Below are 16,256 nucleotides of genomic sequence, written 5' to 3' on the forward strand. Positions count from 1 at the left end.
TGCCGGTTACTCCGCCGTGCCGACCATTCGGGCCAGTTCCGCTGCGCGGTTGGCGTAGCCCCACTCGTTGTCATACCAGGCGTAGATCTTCACCTGGGTACCATTGACCACCAGGGTCGATAGCGCATCGATGATGGAGGACCGCGGATCGGTGCGGTAGTCGATGGACACCAGCGGTCGCTGTTCGTAGCCCAGGATACCCTTCAACGGGCCTTCGGCAGCCGCCTTCAACAACGCATTTACCTCTTCGGCCGTGGTCTCGCGTGCCACTTCGAACACGCAGTCGGTCAGCGAGGCGTTGGCCAGCGGTACACGTACGGCGTGCCCATTCAGCTTGCCGCGCAGTTCAGGAAAGATCTCTGCGATTGCGGTAGCCGAGCCCGTGGTGGTCGGGATCAGGCTCATGCCCGAGGCGCGGGCGCGACGCAGGTCCTTGTGCGGTGTATCGAGGATGCTCTGGGTATTGGTCAGGTCGTGGATGGTGGTGATCGAGCCGTGGCGGATGCCCAGGTTCTCGTGAATCACCTTGACCACCGGGGCCAGGCAGTTGGTGGTGCAGGAAGCGGCGGTGACGATACGGTGCTGCGCCGGGTCGAACAGGTGCTGGTTGACGCCCATCACCACGTTCAGCGCGCCTTTCTCCTTCACTGGCGCGCAGACCACCACGCGTTTGACGCCCTGGTCCAGGTAGGCCTGGAGCACGGCTACCGACTTCATCTTGCCGCTGGCTTCGATGACCAGGTCGCAGCCTGACCAGTCGGTGTCGGCGATCGCCTTGTTCGCAGTGACCTTGATGCGTTTGCCCTCGATCACCACCGAGTCGCCTTCTGCTCCGGCTTCACGCTGCCAGCGGCCGTGGACCGAATCGAAGTTGATCAGGTGGGCGTGGGTCTCGGCGTCGCCGGCCGGGTCATTGATCTGGACGAATTCGAATTCCGGCCAGCCCCAGGACGCGCGCAGCGCCAGGCGACCGATACGGCCAAACCCATTGATGCCTACTTTGATTGCCATGGTCTCGTTCTCGAGTTGTGACTTCAGATGGATCGTTGATTGACACGCCTGGACAATTCCTCGGCCGACTCCTTGCGCTCGGAGTAGCGGTCGACGAGGTAGTCGGCGCGGTCGCGTAACAGCAGGGTGAACTTCACCAGTTCTTCCATGACGTCGACGACACGGTCGTAGTACGGGGACGGTTTCATGCGGCCCGCTTCGTCGAATTCCAGGTAGGCCTTGGGCACGGACGACTGGTTAGGGATGGTGAACATGCGCATCCAGCGGCCAAGCACGCGCAACTGGTTGACCACGTTGAACGACTGCGAACCACCGCATACCTGCATGACTGCAAGGGTCTTTCCCTGGGTCGGCCGTACGGCGCCCATGCTCAGGGGGATCCAGTCGATCTGCGACTTGAACACGCCGGTCATTGCACCGTGGCGTTCCGGCGAGCACCAGACCATGCCTTCGGACCACAACACCAGATCGCGCAGTTCCTTGACCATGGGGTGGTCATCGGGCACGTCATCCGCCAGTGGCAGCCCGGTCGGATTGAAGATGCGCGTCTCGGCACCGAAGTGCTCCAGCAGGCGCGCCGCTTCTTCCGTCAGCAGGCGGCTGAACGAGCGTTCGCGGGTCGATCCGTACAGCAGCAGGATGCGAGGCTTGTGGGTGGACTGCTGCGCGATCGCCAGTTTCTCGGCTGTCGGCAGATCGACCAAGTCGTTGTCGATGTTGGGAATGTGGTGTTCGGTCATGGTTTCACTCCTGAGACAAGGCGCCAGATGGCTGATCGAACCAGCGACGCTTGAGCCACCAGGCCACGCCAACCAGCGAAATCAGTACCGGCACTTCCACCAAGGGCCCGATGACGGTGGCAAACGCGACCGGCGAGGCGAGGCCGAAGGTGGCGATGGCCACAGCAATGGCCAGTTCGAAATTGTTGCTTGCCGCGGTGAAGGCCAGCGCAGTGGTGCGGGGGTAGTCGGCCTCCAGTAGCTTGCCCATCCAGAAGCTGAAGAAGAACATCACCACGAAATAGATGGTCAGCGGGATGGCGATGCGCAGCACGTCCAGCGGCAGTTGCAGCACCATGTCGCCTTTCAGGCTGAACATGGCAACGATGGTCAGCAGCAACGCCACGAGGGTCAGCGGGCTGATTTTCGGAATGAAGTGCTCCTGGTACCAGGTGGCGCCTTTACGGCTGATCAGGGTCTTGCGGGTCAGGAAACCGGCCAGGAACGGGATACCCAGGTAGATCAACACCGATTGGGCTATATCGAGGAAGCTGGTCTTGATGACGCTACCTTCCAGGCCGAACAGTGGCGGCAGCAGGCCCAGGAAGATCCAGGCGTACACGCTGAAGAACAGAATCTGGAAAATGCTGTTGAAGGCGACCAGGCCGGCCACGTACTGGTTATTGCCGCCGGCGATCTGGTTCCATACCAACACCATGGCGATGCAACGCGCCAGGCCGATGAGTATCAGGCCGGTCATGTACTCGGGCTTGTCGGAAAGGAACACTACTGCCAGCCCGAACATAAGCACCGGGCCGATCACCCAGTTCTGGATCAGCGACAGTGCAAGGATGTGCTTGTCCTTGAAGACCTGTGGCAACTCCTCGTATTTCACCTTCGCCAATGGCGGGTACATCATGACGATCAGGCCGATTGCGATGGGGATGTTCGTCGAGCCCACCGACAGCCTGTTCAGCCACGCTGGCAACCCCTGGAACAGGCTTCCGAGAGCGATCCCCAGGCCCATGGCCAGGAAGGTCCAGACCGTCAGGTAGCGGTCGAGGAAGGAAAGCCGGCTTTTGCTCATGGTGTATCTCCCTGAACGTCAGAGCGTTCCGATGATCGCCAGCTCGGCCTTGAGCCGGGCGGCATCCAGTTGTTCGAAAGGCAATGCGAGAAATGCCTTTTTTTCTCGGCAGTGGTCAGCAGCAGGCAGCGACGCGCTGAGGGCGGTCACCCATGGTGTCCAGTCGTTTGGCGCTGGTGCTCAACCATTCGCGATTGGCATCCAGCGTGGTTACCAGGACATCGCGTACCCAGGCGGGAAGCTCTGGATGCAGGCGGTAGTAAACCCATTGGCCCTGCCTGCGGTCTTCAAGCAGGCCGCAGGTGCGCAGTTGTGCGAGGTGGCGAGAAACCTTGGGTTGGCTTTCTTCCAGGGCGCAGATCAGTTCACAGACGCACAGCTCTTCCTCGCGAGCGATCAGCAGCATCATCCGAATGCGGTTCTCGTCGGCGAGGCATTTGAAGACCTGGGTCGGGGTCAGCGAGTCAGTCATGGCAGTTCTCGGTGTTTGCTTTTCATGCTTGATATATATGGTTTTTCAAATATACGATTTTTCGCATGTATTGCAAGGCCTGCCAGATTGGTTCCTGCAGACGAAAAGAAGGCCTTGCAGGAGATCGCCCAGCCCTTTGGGCTGCGCTGTCGCGCAGAAGTCAATTCGCAAGCGCGACGCGGCCTCTGTGGGAGCGGGCGTGCCCGCGAAGAATTCAACGCGGTGGTTGGCACCGGCTGCGCCGGTGTTCGCGGCGGTTCGACGCCTCGACACGCCCGCTCCCACAGAGGCCCTGCTCAATCATCCAGCTATATGCAGTCCATGAGGGCGGGCCAGTCCGTTCCACCGTAGCGTCCTGTCGAGCAAGGCTTGACCGCCCACGCTGTGCAAATACGTTTAACATGCTCCAGGCCTGCCCCCATCGTTGAAGAGATCTGTATGGAGTTACGTCAGCTTCGCTATTTCCTGAGTGTTCTGGAGTACGGCAGTCTTGGCCGGGCGGCGGTCGAGCTCGGGGTCGGCGCCTCCGCACTGAGCCAGCAACTGTCGAAGCTGGAGAGCGAGGTGAGTACCCGGCTTTTGACGCGTTCGAGCACCGGCGTAGCGCCGACCGCGGCCGGACTGGCCTTCGAATACCATGCGCGTCTTGCGCTTCGTCAGGCGGAACATGCTGTGCTGGCAGCTCAAAGTGGCCGCATGAGCGGCTATGCCAGCGTGGGGCTGGCTCCGACCACGGCTTCGATTCTTGGCCTTGCCTTGATCGACAGGATGCGAGAGCGCTATCCCGATATCCGTCTGCACCTGGTGGAGATGCTGTCTGGTTACCTGATGAACCAGCTCAATGCCAGGCACCTTGACCTGGCGGTGCTGTTCCAGGCAGAGACGGGGCCGCGCCTGGAGGTGCGGGGGCTGCTGACGGAGCGGCTGTTCGTGCTGGTTCCCGCACCGCTGGTCAAGGATGGCTGGGGCGAGTCGCTCACGTTGCAACAGATCGCGACGTTGCCGTTGGTGATGCCCAGCAACCAGCATGGATTGCGCACGACGTTGCGCTCGATTTTCGAGCGGGCAGGGCTGGAGGCCAGCATCGTCATGGAAGTCGATGGCTTGTCGCTGTTGATGGATTGCGTGTGTGCGGGCCATGCCGCCACCATCCAACCTGGCGCGACAGTGGCTCGGGCGCATCAGGCGGGCCTGCGCGTGTTTGCTGTCGACGAAGCCCTGGCGCAGCGTCGCAATGTGATTGTCAGCCTGACTGATGACGAGCTCTCACCGGCGGCGCTGGCTACGCGGATCGTACTGCAGGACGTTGCCCGGGAGCTGGTGGAGCAGGGCCGATGGCCAGGCGCACGGCTGCTTTGACCCAGGCGCCGGGGGCGCTTGTTCCGACCCTTTAGAAAAACTGAATGCCTCCCCCCGACCATCGCGTTTCGCGGTCTGCGGGCGCTCATTAAAGTCCCCGGTCACGAGGAGCAGCCGAACATTCGGCTCTTCGTGATCTGGAGGCGAAATGATCGATGTGCTAGTCATCGGAGGGGGCAATGCCGCCCTCTGTGCCGCGCTGATGGCGCGAGAGGCCGGAGCCAGCGTGCTGCTGCTCGAGGCCGCACCCCGCGCCTGGCGTGGTGGCAACTCACAACACACGCGCAACTTGAGGTGCATGCATGATGGACCGCAGGATGTGCTGGTCGAGGCGTACCCGGAAGAAGAATTCTGGCAGGACCTGCTGAAGGTTACCGGTGGCCAGACCGATGAAAAGCTTGCGCGGCTGGTGATTCGCGCGTCTTCCAGTTGTCGCGGGTGGATGCGCCGCCATGGCGTGCATTTTCAGCCCTCGTTGTCGGGTGCGCTGCACACAGCAAGGACCAACGCCTTCTTCATGGGCGGCGGCAAGGCACTGGTCAATGCCTACTTTCGCAGCGCCGAAAACCTTGGCGTACAGATACGCTACGACACGCCAGTAGCCGACATCGAACTGCAGGGCGGACGCTTCGTCGCGGCCCATGTGCCGGCGCGTGAGGTTCAGGGGCGACACCTGCCTGCCGAGCGCATCGAGGCGCGTACCTGTGTGCTTGCCGCCGGCGGTTTCGAGTCCAACCGTGAGTGGTTGCGCGAGGCGTGGGGGCAGAACGAGCGAGGGGAGTGGCCTTCGGACAATTTCCTGATCCGAGGCACGCGCTTCAATGACGGGGTGCTGTTGCGCCGCATGATCGAACAGGGCGCCGACACGATTGGCGACCCGACTCAGGCGCACATGGTGGCGATCGATGCTCGTGCGCCGTTGTACGACGGCGGCATCTGCACGCGCATCGATTGTGTGTCGCTGGGCGTGGTGGTCAACCGCGATGGCCAGCGCTTCTACGATGAAGGCGAGGATTTCTGGCCCAAGCGCTATGCCATCTGGGGGCGCCTGGTGGCGCATCAGCCTGGGCAGGTGGGGTTCTCTATCATCGACCAGAAAGCCCTCGGGCGCTTCATGCCACCGGTTTTTCCAGGCGCCACTGCCGATAGCCTGGAGGCGTTGGCCGGCCTGCTCGGTTTGCCTGTGCAGGCCTTCCTCGAAACCGTGCATGCCTACAACCGAGCCTGCCAGGTGGGCACTTTCGACCACACCCGGCTGGACGACTGCCACACCGCAGGCCTGGAACCGGCGAAAAGCCACTGGGCGCGCCCGATCGATACGCCGCCTTATTACGGCTACCCGCTGCGCCCTGGCGTGACTTTCACCTACCTGGGGCTGCGCACCGATGAAACCGCCGCCGTCCATTTCGACGGGCGTCCCAGCCCGAACCTGTTCGTTGCCGGTGAAATGATGGCGGGCAATGTGCTGGGCAAGGGCTACACCGCAGGCGTCGGCATGTCCATCGGCACCGCCTTCGGCCGTATTGCCGGGACCAGCGCTGCTGCGGCGGCGGGTTACGAACATCCAGAAAAAGAGAACAGCCATGACTGCGCAACTGCCTGAGCCACGCCAGCCTGACACCGCCGGGCCGGCCCTCGAACTGATCCCGGTGTTGAACGTTGAGGAGCAGGAAGTGGACCGGCAAATGCGGATCTGCAATGCCTGCCGTTACTGCGAGGGCTTTTGCGCGGTTTTCCCGGCGATGACCCGCAGGCTGGAGTTCGGCAAGGCCGATATCCATTACCTGGCCAACCTGTGCCACAACTGCGGCGCCTGCCTGCATGCCTGCCAGTACGCGCAGCCCCACGAATTCGCGGTGAACGTGCCCCAGGCGATGGCCAAGGTGCGCGGGCAGACATACGCCGAGTACGCCTGGCCGGCCCTCTTCGGGCGGCTGTACAGGCACAACGGTACCTATGTCGCCAGTGCATTGGCCGTAGCCTTGTCGCTGTTCCTGCTGCTGACCTTGTTCGTCAACGGCACGCTGCTGCCCGGGCGGTTGGCTGGGAATTTTTATGCGGTCTTCCCGCACAACACCCTGGCACTGATGTTCGGTAGCGTCTTTGCCGCTGCAGCGCTGGCCCTGGCGGTGGCGGTACGTCGCTTCTGGCGCTCGGTCTCGCCTGCCGAGGCGCTGGCGCAACCGGCCAAAGGGGCAGTGCTTGAGGCATCAAGCGCGGTGTTGACCCTGAAATACCTCGACGGTGGGCACGGCCAAGGTTGCAACAATGCCGATGATCGCTACACGCTCTGGCGCCGTCGCTTCCATCACTTCACCTTCTACGGCTTCATGCTGTGCTTTGCCGCCACGGTGGTCGCCACCGGTTATCACTACCTGCTGGGCCAGCAGGCGCCGTACCCGCTGCTGAGTGCACCGGTGTTGCTCGGAACCCTGGGCGGAATTGGCTTGATTGTCGGGCCGGCCGGGTTGCTGGCGCTGAACCTGCGCAGGGCGCCGGAGCAGGGCGATGTGGCCCAGCGCCCCATGGACCGGGCCTTCATTCTGCTTCTGCTGTTGGTCAGCGCCACAGGCCTCGCCTTGCTGGGCCTGCGTGATACCGCCGCGATGGCGATCGTGCTGGCGCTTCACCTGGGGACGGTGATGGCGCTGTTCATCACGCTGCCCTATGGCAAGTTTGCCCATGGCCTGTTCCGCAGCGCGGCACTGCTCAAGTTTGCAATCGAGAAGCGCCGGCCCAACAAGCTGGGCCTGGGCGGGGAGTGAACCATGAACTCAGCCCGTATTTCCCCTGCGCCGTGCCGAGCCGGAAGCAAGGCATTTCGTTCAACGGTTGGGCCACTTGTCCAGCAGGATCGACACGAACTTCTCCGCTGCCGGCGACAGCGACGCCCCTCTGCGGTAGACCAATCCCAGGGTGCGGGTTACCTGGGGCTCGATCAGCGGCACGCTGACCAGCGTCGGGTGGTCGGCGCTGGGCATGGCCAGGCTGGGCATGGCCGACACGCCCAGCCCGGCCTCGACCATGCCCAGCGAGGTCGACAGGTGCTGAACCTCATAGAACCACTTGGGCCTCAGGTTGAGCCCGGACAGGGCATGGTCCAGCAGCATCCGGTTACCGCTAAGCCGGCCTACGCCGATCAGGCGGTAGTCGGCCAGTTCTGTCCAGGTGACGGCTTCACGGTTCGCCAACTTGTGGTCCCTGCGGCAGGCCAGCACGAAGTGCTCCTGTACCAGGGAGACGAACTCGATGTCCGGGTGCTGGCCGCTCATCATGTTGATGCCGAAATCGGCTTCACCCCGCAGCACGGCTTCGAGCCCGTCGTTGGCACTGAGGTCCAGCAGACGAATGCGGATCTTGGGGTATTGCTCGTTGTAGTCGCGGATCACCGATGGCAGGAAATAAAACGCTGCGGTCGGAATACAGGCGAGGGTTACCTGGCCGGTCTGTCGTTCTGCGAGTTCGCGAATGCTCAGGATCGAGTCTTCGAAGTCATCCAGCAGGCGCCTGGCCTTGGGCAGGAAGTCACGCCCGACGCTGGTCAGGCTGACCCGACGAGTAGTGCGTTCCAGCAACGAAGTGCCCAAGCCTTCCTCGAGCTTCTTGATCCGTCGGCTCAAGGCGGGCTGGGACAGGTGCAGCGCTTCTGCGGCTTCGTGGAAGCTGCCGAGTTCGGCGATTTTCACGAAAGATCGTATGTCTTGCAGCTCATATTCCATCTCGGATCGCTCTTGGCATTGGGTTCGGTATTGATGCTCAAATCGGAACAATAACTACGATATTTGCATTGGATTGATTTATCCATCCCTGTCAATCTTTTGTCCACAGCATCAATGATGTCCATTGATCAACAAGAGTGCGAAATCATGCAACGAATTCCTTGCGTACTCATGCGCGGTGGCACCTCCAAGGGCCCCTTTTTCCATGCATGGGACCTTCCTGCCAATGTGGTCGAACGCGACGAATTGCTGATCAACCTGATGGGTTCCGGGCATGAACTGGAAATCGACGGCATCGGTGGCGGTAGCCCGCAGACCAGCAAGGTAGCGATTGTCAGCCCCTCGCTGCATGCCGACGCCGACGTCGATTACCTGTTCGTGCAGGTCATGGTCGCCCAGCGCCGGGTCGATACCGCGCCCAACTGCGGCAACATGCTGTGCGCCGTTGGCCCGTTCGCCATCGAGCAAGGTCTTGTCAAAGGCCAGGACGGCAAGACGCTGGTGCGTATTCGCAACCTGAACACCGGCACTTTCGTCAATTCGCTGGTGGAAACCCCCGGCGGCATCGTGCGCTATGAAGGCCGCACGGCGATCGATGGCGTACCGGGCACTGCCGCCCCGGTACACCTGACCTTCCTCGATGCGGTCGGCAGCAAGACCGGCAAACTGTTCCCGACTGGCAAGGCCAAGGATGTGATCGACGGCGTTGCGGTCACCTGCATCGACATGGCCATGCCGATGATGGTGGTGGAGGCCAGCCAGCTGGGCGTCACCGGCTCGGAATCCCCGGCCGAACTCGACGCCAACGGCGAACTGCTCGAGCGCCTCGAGGCGTTGCGCCTGAAGGCCGGCAAGGCCATGGGCCTGGGTGATGTCAGCGGCATGGTCATCCCCAAGCCTGTTCTGGTGTCCAAGCCCCGTTATGACGGCACGTTGCAGGTTCGCTACTTCATGCCGCACAACTGCCACCGCGCCTTGGCCATCACCGGAGCGATAGGGCTGGCGACTGCCTGCGTCAGCCCAGGTACGGTGATCGGCGATCTGCTGGGCGAGGGCGCCGTGCAGTTGACCGAAGTGCGTCTGGAACATCCAAGCGGCGGTATCGATGTCGCGCTGTCGCGCAGTGGTGCAGATGGCAAGACGATTCAGGCCTCTGTGGTGCGAACTGCCCGGCGGTTGTTCTCAGGCTTCGTTTACGCGCCTACATTCCGCAGGTTGGCGGGGTAGGCCCAGGCGGTAGTCCAGACCTGTACATTCGCAACAAGCGCATCCGCACAATTTCAACAATGGGTGATGCCTCATGAGACTCGCCAAATCGCTGTACTTCCAGATCCTCTGCGCCGTCCTGCTGGGCGTGGTGGTCGGTCACTTCTGGGCGCAACAGGCCGTTGCGCTCAAGCCCCTGGGTGATGCGTTCATCAAGCTGATCAAGATGATGATCGCGCCGGTGGTCTTCTGCACCATCGTCACCGGTATCGCCGGGATGACCGACAAGCGCTCCCTCGGGCGTTTGATGAGCAAGACCTTGCTGCTGTTCCTGGTATTGACTGTCATCAGCCTGATGATCGGCCTGGCAGCGGTATACCTGTTCCGCCCTGGTGTCGGCATGAACATCGACCCTGCCACGCTAAGCACTGCGGGGCTCGGCCAGTACGCCGCATCTGCGGCGAAGCTCAGCGTGGTCGACTTCTTCATGCATATCATTCCCGATACGTTCATCGGGGCGTTCAACAAGGGTGAAGTGTTGCCGGTGCTGTTCATCGCGGTGCTCAGCGGCTTCGCCTTGTCTTCGATGGGCGAAAAGGGCAAGCCGGTACTCGATGTGCTGGAGTCTGCCTCGACCATGGTGTTTCGCATCTTTGGCTACCTGATGCGTTTCGCACCGGTCGGCGCCTTCGGTGCCCTGGCCTTTACCGTCGGGCAGTATGGCGTGACGTCCCTGGGTGCACTGGCCAAGCTGGTAGGTACGCTCTACATCGCCTGTGCGTTTTTCGTGCTGGTGGTGCTTGGCGGCATCTGCCGTGCCCATGGCTTCAGCTTGTGGAAGCTGCTGCGCTATTTCCGCGAGGAGTTTCTGGTGGTGCTCGGCACCTCGTCCACCGAGCCTGTACTGCCGCGCATGCTGGAAAAGCTGGAGAAACTGGGCTGCAAGAAAGGCGTGGTCGGGCTGGTACTGCCGACCGGTTACTCCTTCAACCTCGACGGTACTGCCATCTACCTGTCGTTGGCGGCGGTCTTCATCGCTCAAGCTTGCAACATCGACCTGAGCCTTGGCCAGACGGTGACGATGCTGGCGATCATGCTGTTGTCGTCAAAAGGCGCGGCGGGTGTGACCGGTAGTGGTTTCGTTGCGCTGGCTTCGACCTTGACCGTCATTCACGACATCCCGTTGGCAGGGCTTGCCTTGCTGATCGGCATCGATCGCTTCATGTCCGAGGCGCGTGCCCTGACCAGCCTGGCCAGCAATGCCGTGGCCACGGTGGTCATCTCGCTGTCGGAGAATGCCTGTGAACGGGAAACCTTGCTGCGCCGCCTGAACGGCATTCCGGCTGCACCGGACGAGGCGGATATTGCGCAGGCCGACTGGTCTGCCGAGCCTCGGCATCACGGCTGAAAAGCCTCTTCACCTTCCATAGTTGACTTAGAATCCCACTCAGCATCCCTGCGATGCCGAGTGGGGTAGGGGGCCGTCTGCCTTGCCGATGGCCGCAATAGAATAAAAACAAGAGAAAAGACCATGCTCGCACTCCTGGGCCTGATCATGGTGGTGACCTTCACCTACCTGATCATGAGCAAACGCCTGTCGCCAATCGTTGCGCTCACCGTGGTACCCATTGTCTTTGCAGTGATCGGAGGCTTCGCCCCCGAGCTGGGCAAGATGATGCTCGATGGCTTGAAAATGGTGGCGCCCTCGGCGGCCCTGTTGTTGTTCGCCATCCTGTTCTTCGGCCTGATGATCGATGCCGGCCTGTTCGACCCGCTGATCCGCAAGATCCTCAAGCGCGTCAATGGCGACCCGGTCAAGATCGCCATCGGTACCGCGCTGCTCTCGCTGCTGGTGGCGCTCGACGGTGATGGCACCACCACCTACATGATTACCTGTGCGGCCATGCTGCCGCTGTACAAGCGCATCGGCATGAACCCGATGATCCTGGCCACGGTATCCATGCTGTCGCTGAGCATCATGAGTGGCATGAGCCCTTGGGGTGGGCCGGCCACCCGGGCCATTGCCGCGCTCGGGCTGGATGCGACCGAGTATTTCATCCCGATGCTGCCCACCGTGATCGGCGGTGCGGCCTGGGTGGTGTTCACCGCGTTCCTGCTGGGCCGCGCCGAGCGCCGACGCATCGGCAACATCGCCCTGGAGTCGGGTGGCGGCAACTGCTACATCAAGGAAATCCTCGGCGAGAGCCCACATAAGCGCCCACGCCTGGCGTATGTGAACCTGGTGCTGGTGATTGCCGTCATGACAGCGCTGGTGATGGGCGTGATGCATTCCGCACTGTTGTTCATGATCGGTTTCGTCGCGGCGCTGATGATCAACTACCCGCAGCTGGATCTGCAGAAAGAGCGCATCCTCGCCCATTCTGGCAATGCCATGACAGTGGTACTGCTGGTATTCGCCGCAGGCATCTTCGCGGGGATCTTCTCGGGCACCAAGATGGTCGATGCGCTGGCGCAGACCCTGGTCGACTGGATTCCCGAGGCGTGGAGCCACTGGTTCCCGCTGGTGGTGGCGCTGACCAGCATGCCGCTGACCTTCGTACTGTCCAACGACGCTTACTACTTTGGCGTGGTGCCGATCCTTGCCAACGCTGCGGCCGCCTACGGCATCGACCCGGTTGAAATCGCCCGCGCCTCGGTGCTGGGGCAGCCAGTGCACCTGATGAGCCCGCTGGTGGCCTCGACCTTGCTGCTGGTGGGCATGGTCGATCGCGACATCGGCGACTTCCAGAAGGCCACCGTGAAATGGGCGGTGCTGACATCACTGGTCATCACCGCACTGGCTTTGGTCACGGGTGCCTTGTCCTTCTTCGTCTGACCTGCCTCGGGCGCTGCTGGCGCCCACCTCATCCAAGAACAACAACAGAGTATCGAAAATGTCCCGAACTGTTTTCCGTGGGGCCACCTGTGGCCTGCTCTGCGGCTGGCTGCCTGTGGCCGGCGCTGCCGGATTCATCGACGACGGCAAGCTCAAGCTGCAGCTGCGCAACGTTTACTTCAACGAAAACTTCCGCGACGAACAAGGCATGAGCGCCCGCGCTGCTGCAACTGCAAAGAGCGAGCGGGTGGAATGGGCGCAGGGTTTTCTGCTCGACTACCAATCAGGGTTCACCCAAGGCCCGCTGGGCCTGGGGCTCGATGCCCTGGGGCTTGTAGGCGTCCGTCTCGATTCGGGCCGCGGCCGCAGCGGTACCGGCTTGCTGCCGGTGCATGACGATGGCCGTGCCGCGGACGAGTTCGCCAGTGCCGGGGTAACCGCCAAGGCGCGACTGGGGCAGACCATCGTCAAGCATGGCACCTTGCTGCCCAAGACTCCGGTGCTGGTGTACAACGATGCACGATTGTTGCCTCAGACTTACCAGGGTACGCAGCTGACCAGTACCGATGTCGATGGCCTGACCCTGACCGCCGGCCACCTGGACCGCTTCAAGCAGCGGGACTCCTCGGACAGCACCGGTCTGTTCCTGGATGGTTATGGTGGCGGCGAGTCTGGCGATTTCAACTTTGCCGGTGCCGACTATGCCGTCAGCAAGCAGCTGCGCTTGAGCTATTTCCACGGCCAGCTCGAACACTTCTATCGTCAGGACTACCTAGGCCTGGTCCACGACCTGCCATTGGCCGGCGGTGTATTGACCACCGACTTGCGCTATTTCAAGAGCCGCGACAGCGGGGCCGCTCATGGTGGTCAGATAGACAATGACATGTTCAGTGGGCAGCTGTCCTATACCCACTCGGGGCACACTGTCGGTGCCGGTTACCAGGTGCTCGACGGCGAGGCAGGGCTGCCGTACATCAGCGGCGCGACGGTTTACTCGTTCAGTAACGTTGGCATAGGCAAGTTCATCGAGGAGGAAGAGAAAACCTGGATGGCGAGCTACGCCTACAACTTTGCAGCGGCCGGTGTGCCCGGGCTGACCTTCATGGCGCGTTACCTGAGCGGGGACAACGGTCGTTCCGGTGATGCCGGGCTCAGCGAGTGGGAGCGTGATGTGGAGCTTGCCTACGTGGTGCAATCCGGGCCTGTGAAAGGTCTGGGTGTGAAGCTTCGCAACTACGTCTACCGCTCTGACTTTTCCCGAGGGCGCGACAGCAACCGGATCTACCTGACCTACGATATTGCGATCTGGTAATGCGGCCGTGCGAGCATGCATGCCTCGAGGTGCTTGCTCGCACGCGTTTCATGCTTTGGACGGCTGTGGCGCTTTCCTGCCCAGTCGGATCAGCTCATTGGAGAAGCACAGGCCGAAGAGAATCAGCCCGGCCCCCAGGTACAACGTGTCCCGCGGTACTTCATTGAGCACCACGAACGCCAGCAGTGCGGCAAACAGCGGCTCGGTCAGCTCCAGCGCCTGGACTTGCGAGGGTTTCAGGTACTCGATGGCCTTGGTGGTACAGAAGAAGCCGAGGATAGTCGGCAACGCAGCCAGCGCCAGCAATGCCAGGACCGCTCCCAGCGACAGTTCACCAATGATGAACCCATCGGTTGCAGCCGGCATCAGCAGGTAGAGGCTGCCGAAAAACAAGAGTTGCCGAGTGAAATGCAGCCCCCCGGAAACGCCCATGCGCTTCATGGCAACTGAAAATGCACCGTAGCCGCAGCCCCCAGTCGCAGCGAGCATTGCGCCTTGCAGCGTGAAGCCTTGTTCCAGATCGGCTCCAAAAATCACGGCAATACCAGCTATGGTCAAACCGGCGCCTACTGTCGCATTGGCGGTGATTGGATCCTTGAGGACTATCCGTCCCAGTAATATCGAAGAAATGGAGGCGCTTGCCATCAGGATCACCACGACGCCTGCCGCGGCGTAATGGCTATAGGCCGAAGTCTCAAAGTGGAACAGCACAAAAATGCCGAGAAAGGCGCAAACGGCGGCATGGAACCATTTGGCTGTATGCAGTGGCCGCTTGAGGAACAGTAGCAGTGCTGACAGCAACAGGCAGCCGAGGACTGTTTTTATCAGGGCGATGCTGCTGGAGCTGAATCCACTGTTCATCAATACCTTGCTGAGTACACCGATCGTTGCATTCAGTGCAGCGGCGCAGAGTGCAAAGAGCAAGCCTTTGCTGAAATGAGATTGCATTTATACATTCCTTGTTATTTGGCTTTATGTCTTCGCCCGGTCGACATGCAGGCGATTGCGGCCGGCCTGCTTGGCGATATAGAGCGCCCGGTCGGCGCGCTCAATCAGTGATGGCGCGCTGTCCAGGGCCGTACCATCGGAGCAGGCGATGCCGATACTGGCGGTTATGTGTCCGAATGGGCTGCCTTTGTGAGGGATGGCTTGCAAGGCCAGGCGCTCGAGCATCAGCCTGGCGACGACGGCCGCTCCATCGTTGTCGGTATCGGGCAGGATTACCGCCATTTCCTCACCCCCGTAGCGTGCCAGCAGGTCGCGAGGGCGGCGAATGCAGGAGGAGAGCAGGGAGGCTATCTGCTGCAGGCAGGCATCGCCCGCCGGATGCCCGTAGGTGTCGTTGTAGGGTTTGAAATGATCGATGTCGATCATCAGCAAAGCCAGCGTGGTGCCATTGCGATGGGCCGTGCGGATTTCCTGAGTCAGCGCTTCGTCAAAGCAGCGCCGGTTGGCAAGCCCCGTGAGCGCATCGTGCATCGCCAGGCTCTCGAGCTGCTGGTTGCTGTCGAGTAGCCGTTGCTGGGTCAGTCGAAGCTCGCTTTCGACCGCATTTCGCCGGCTCATGGCGCGAATCAACAGCCAGCCAATGGCCCCGGTCAGTGCCAGCAGCACAGCGACCACCAGCGTTGACAGCAGCGCCTCGAGCCGCCAGGCCGAGAGTGCCTCCTGCTTGCCCAGCGCGACCGTTGTCACCAAAGGTAGCTTGTCGCTCTTGCGAAACGCATAGAGGCGCTCCACGCCGTCCAGGCTGGAGGTGAACGATGCAGTGCCTGCTGACTGGTCAACGAGATACTTGGTAAATATGGGCGACTTCGAAAAGTTGCGACCCATGTCCTGTTCCCGAAACGGGTAGCGCACCAGCATGGAACCGTCGGTATAGGCCAGCCCGATGGCACCCTCATGGCCGACATCGAGTTTGCCGAATAGCTGCAGGAAGTTCTCCACGCCAAGCGTCATGGCGACAACGCCGGCGAATTCGCCATGGTCATCGTTGAACCGTCGGCTGATGGTGATCACCCATTCCTGGTTGACGCGGCTACGGATTGGCAGGCCGATGAAAGGGTCGCGGGACGGGTCGTCACGATGGTGTATGAAAAAGGCGCGGTCGCTGCTGTTGGCACCGACGGGGGTCGGCTGGTTGGACGACATCAGCCAGCGTCCGTCCCTGGCGTAGATCATGATGCCGCTCATTGGCGGCATCAATGGTTGCTGGCGCTTGACCAGTTGATCCAGCCGCTCGATCTGCGCAGGTCCGGAGCCCTCGGTTTCCAGGCGCTCGACCAGCCCGAGCAGCAGCATTGAGCTCTGACGGACAATACCTTCCGAATAGGTGGACAATGCCTGGGTCAGGTTAAGGCCATGGACATTGACGTCTTCCAGGGCACGCTCGCGAGAAGCCATGACCTTCCACAGCGTTAGCGAGGCGAGAGAACAACCGATGACCGATAGCAGTAGCACAACGAGGTGGATGTCACGCTTCACGTCAATTCACACGCCTTTTTCCCTAAAGACCAAGTTGAGCGTCGACACGCT

14 protein-coding genes are annotated in these 16,256 nt (G+C 61.5%); 7 read left to right on the forward strand and 7 right to left on the reverse strand.

What is annotated here, in order from left to right:
• Positions 1 to 6: 6 nt before the first annotated feature.
• From RR51_RS05440 to RR51_RS05455, 4 genes are all read right to left on the reverse strand, one after another.
• Positions 7 to 1,011, reverse strand: a complete 1,005-nt coding sequence (locus RR51_RS05440) for an ArsJ-associated glyceraldehyde-3-phosphate dehydrogenase (RefSeq protein WP_039612838.1) — start codon at positions 1,009 to 1,011, stop codon at positions 7 to 9.
• Between the two features lie 23 nt (positions 1,012 to 1,034).
• Positions 1,035 to 1,751, reverse strand: a complete 717-nt coding sequence (arsH, locus tag RR51_RS05445) for an arsenical resistance protein ArsH (RefSeq protein WP_039612839.1) — start codon at positions 1,749 to 1,751, stop codon at positions 1,035 to 1,037.
• 4 nt (positions 1,752 to 1,755) lie between these two features.
• Entirely contained in the window at positions 1,756 to 2,817 is a 1,062-nt protein-coding gene (arsB, locus tag RR51_RS05450; protein ID WP_039612840.1) for an ACR3 family arsenite efflux transporter, read from the reverse strand.
• A gap of 115 nt (positions 2,818 to 2,932) precedes the next feature.
• Positions 2,933 to 3,289, reverse strand: a complete 357-nt coding sequence (locus RR51_RS05455) for a metalloregulator ArsR/SmtB family transcription factor (RefSeq protein ID WP_039612841.1) — start codon at positions 3,287 to 3,289, stop codon at positions 2,933 to 2,935.
• 438 nt (positions 3,290 to 3,727) lie between these two features.
• On the opposite strand from RR51_RS05455, the gene RR51_RS05460 reads away from it, so the two are divergent.
• The 3 genes from RR51_RS05460 to tcuB all read left to right on the forward strand — a co-directional run bounded on the left by RR51_RS05460 (position 3,728) and on the right by tcuB (position 7,413).
• Entirely contained in the window at positions 3,728 to 4,648 is a 921-nt protein-coding gene (locus RR51_RS05460; RefSeq protein WP_013972228.1) for a LysR family transcriptional regulator, read from the forward strand.
• A gap of 148 nt (positions 4,649 to 4,796) precedes the next feature.
• Positions 4,797 to 6,251, forward strand: a complete 1,455-nt coding sequence (gene tcuA / locus RR51_RS05465) for an FAD-dependent tricarballylate dehydrogenase TcuA (protein WP_039612842.1) — start codon at positions 4,797 to 4,799, stop codon at positions 6,249 to 6,251.
• Complete coding sequence (gene tcuB, locus RR51_RS05470; RefSeq protein WP_023660553.1) at positions 6,232 to 7,413, forward strand: tricarballylate utilization 4Fe-4S protein TcuB; 1,182 nt, start codon at positions 6,232 to 6,234, stop codon at positions 7,411 to 7,413. The genes tcuA and tcuB overlap by 20 nt, the downstream gene beginning before the upstream one ends.
• A gap of 60 nt (positions 7,414 to 7,473) precedes the next feature.
• On the opposite strand, the gene RR51_RS05475 is transcribed toward tcuB, so the two are convergent.
• Entirely contained in the window at positions 7,474 to 8,367 is an 894-nt protein-coding gene (locus tag RR51_RS05475) for a LysR family transcriptional regulator (protein WP_013972231.1), read from the reverse strand.
• Between the two features lie 147 nt (positions 8,368 to 8,514).
• Between RR51_RS05475 and RR51_RS05480 the strand changes: the two genes are divergently transcribed.
• From RR51_RS05480 to RR51_RS05495, 4 genes are all read left to right on the forward strand, one after another.
• Entirely contained in the window at positions 8,515 to 9,594 is a 1,080-nt protein-coding gene (locus tag RR51_RS05480; RefSeq protein ID WP_015270082.1) for a 4-oxalomesaconate tautomerase, read from the forward strand.
• Positions 9,595 to 9,667: 73 nt separating this feature from the next.
• The gene (dctA, locus tag RR51_RS05485; protein WP_003256769.1) at positions 9,668 to 10,981 is read left to right on the forward strand and encodes a C4-dicarboxylate transporter DctA; all 1,314 of its coding nucleotides are present in this window, start codon (positions 9,668 to 9,670) and stop codon (positions 10,979 to 10,981) included.
• Positions 10,982 to 11,104: 123 nt separating this feature from the next.
• On the forward strand, positions 11,105 to 12,409 hold the full coding sequence (locus tag RR51_RS05490) for a CitMHS family transporter (RefSeq protein ID WP_039612843.1): 1,305 nt from the start codon (positions 11,105 to 11,107) through the stop codon (positions 12,407 to 12,409).
• 58 nt (positions 12,410 to 12,467) lie between these two features.
• Complete coding sequence (locus tag RR51_RS05495; RefSeq protein WP_039612844.1) at positions 12,468 to 13,721, forward strand: OprD family porin; 1,254 nt, start codon at positions 12,468 to 12,470, stop codon at positions 13,719 to 13,721.
• A gap of 48 nt (positions 13,722 to 13,769) precedes the next feature.
• On the opposite strand, the gene RR51_RS05500 is transcribed toward RR51_RS05495, so the two are convergent.
• Positions 13,770 to 14,669: a DMT family transporter gene (locus tag RR51_RS05500; RefSeq protein WP_039612845.1), complete on the reverse strand. Its 900-nt coding sequence runs from the start codon at positions 14,667 to 14,669 to the stop codon at positions 13,770 to 13,772.
• Between the two features lie 24 nt (positions 14,670 to 14,693).
• Positions 14,694 to 16,205 (reverse strand): sensor domain-containing diguanylate cyclase, encoded by a 1,512-nt coding sequence (locus RR51_RS05505; RefSeq protein ID WP_082044652.1) that lies wholly within the window; start codon positions 16,203 to 16,205, stop codon positions 14,694 to 14,696.
• Between the last annotated feature and the right edge of the window lie 51 nt (positions 16,206 to 16,256).

This window comes from Pseudomonas sp. C5pp, assembly GCF_000814065.1.
GTDB lineage: Bacteria > Pseudomonadota > Gammaproteobacteria > Pseudomonadales > Pseudomonadaceae > Aquipseudomonas > Aquipseudomonas asiatica.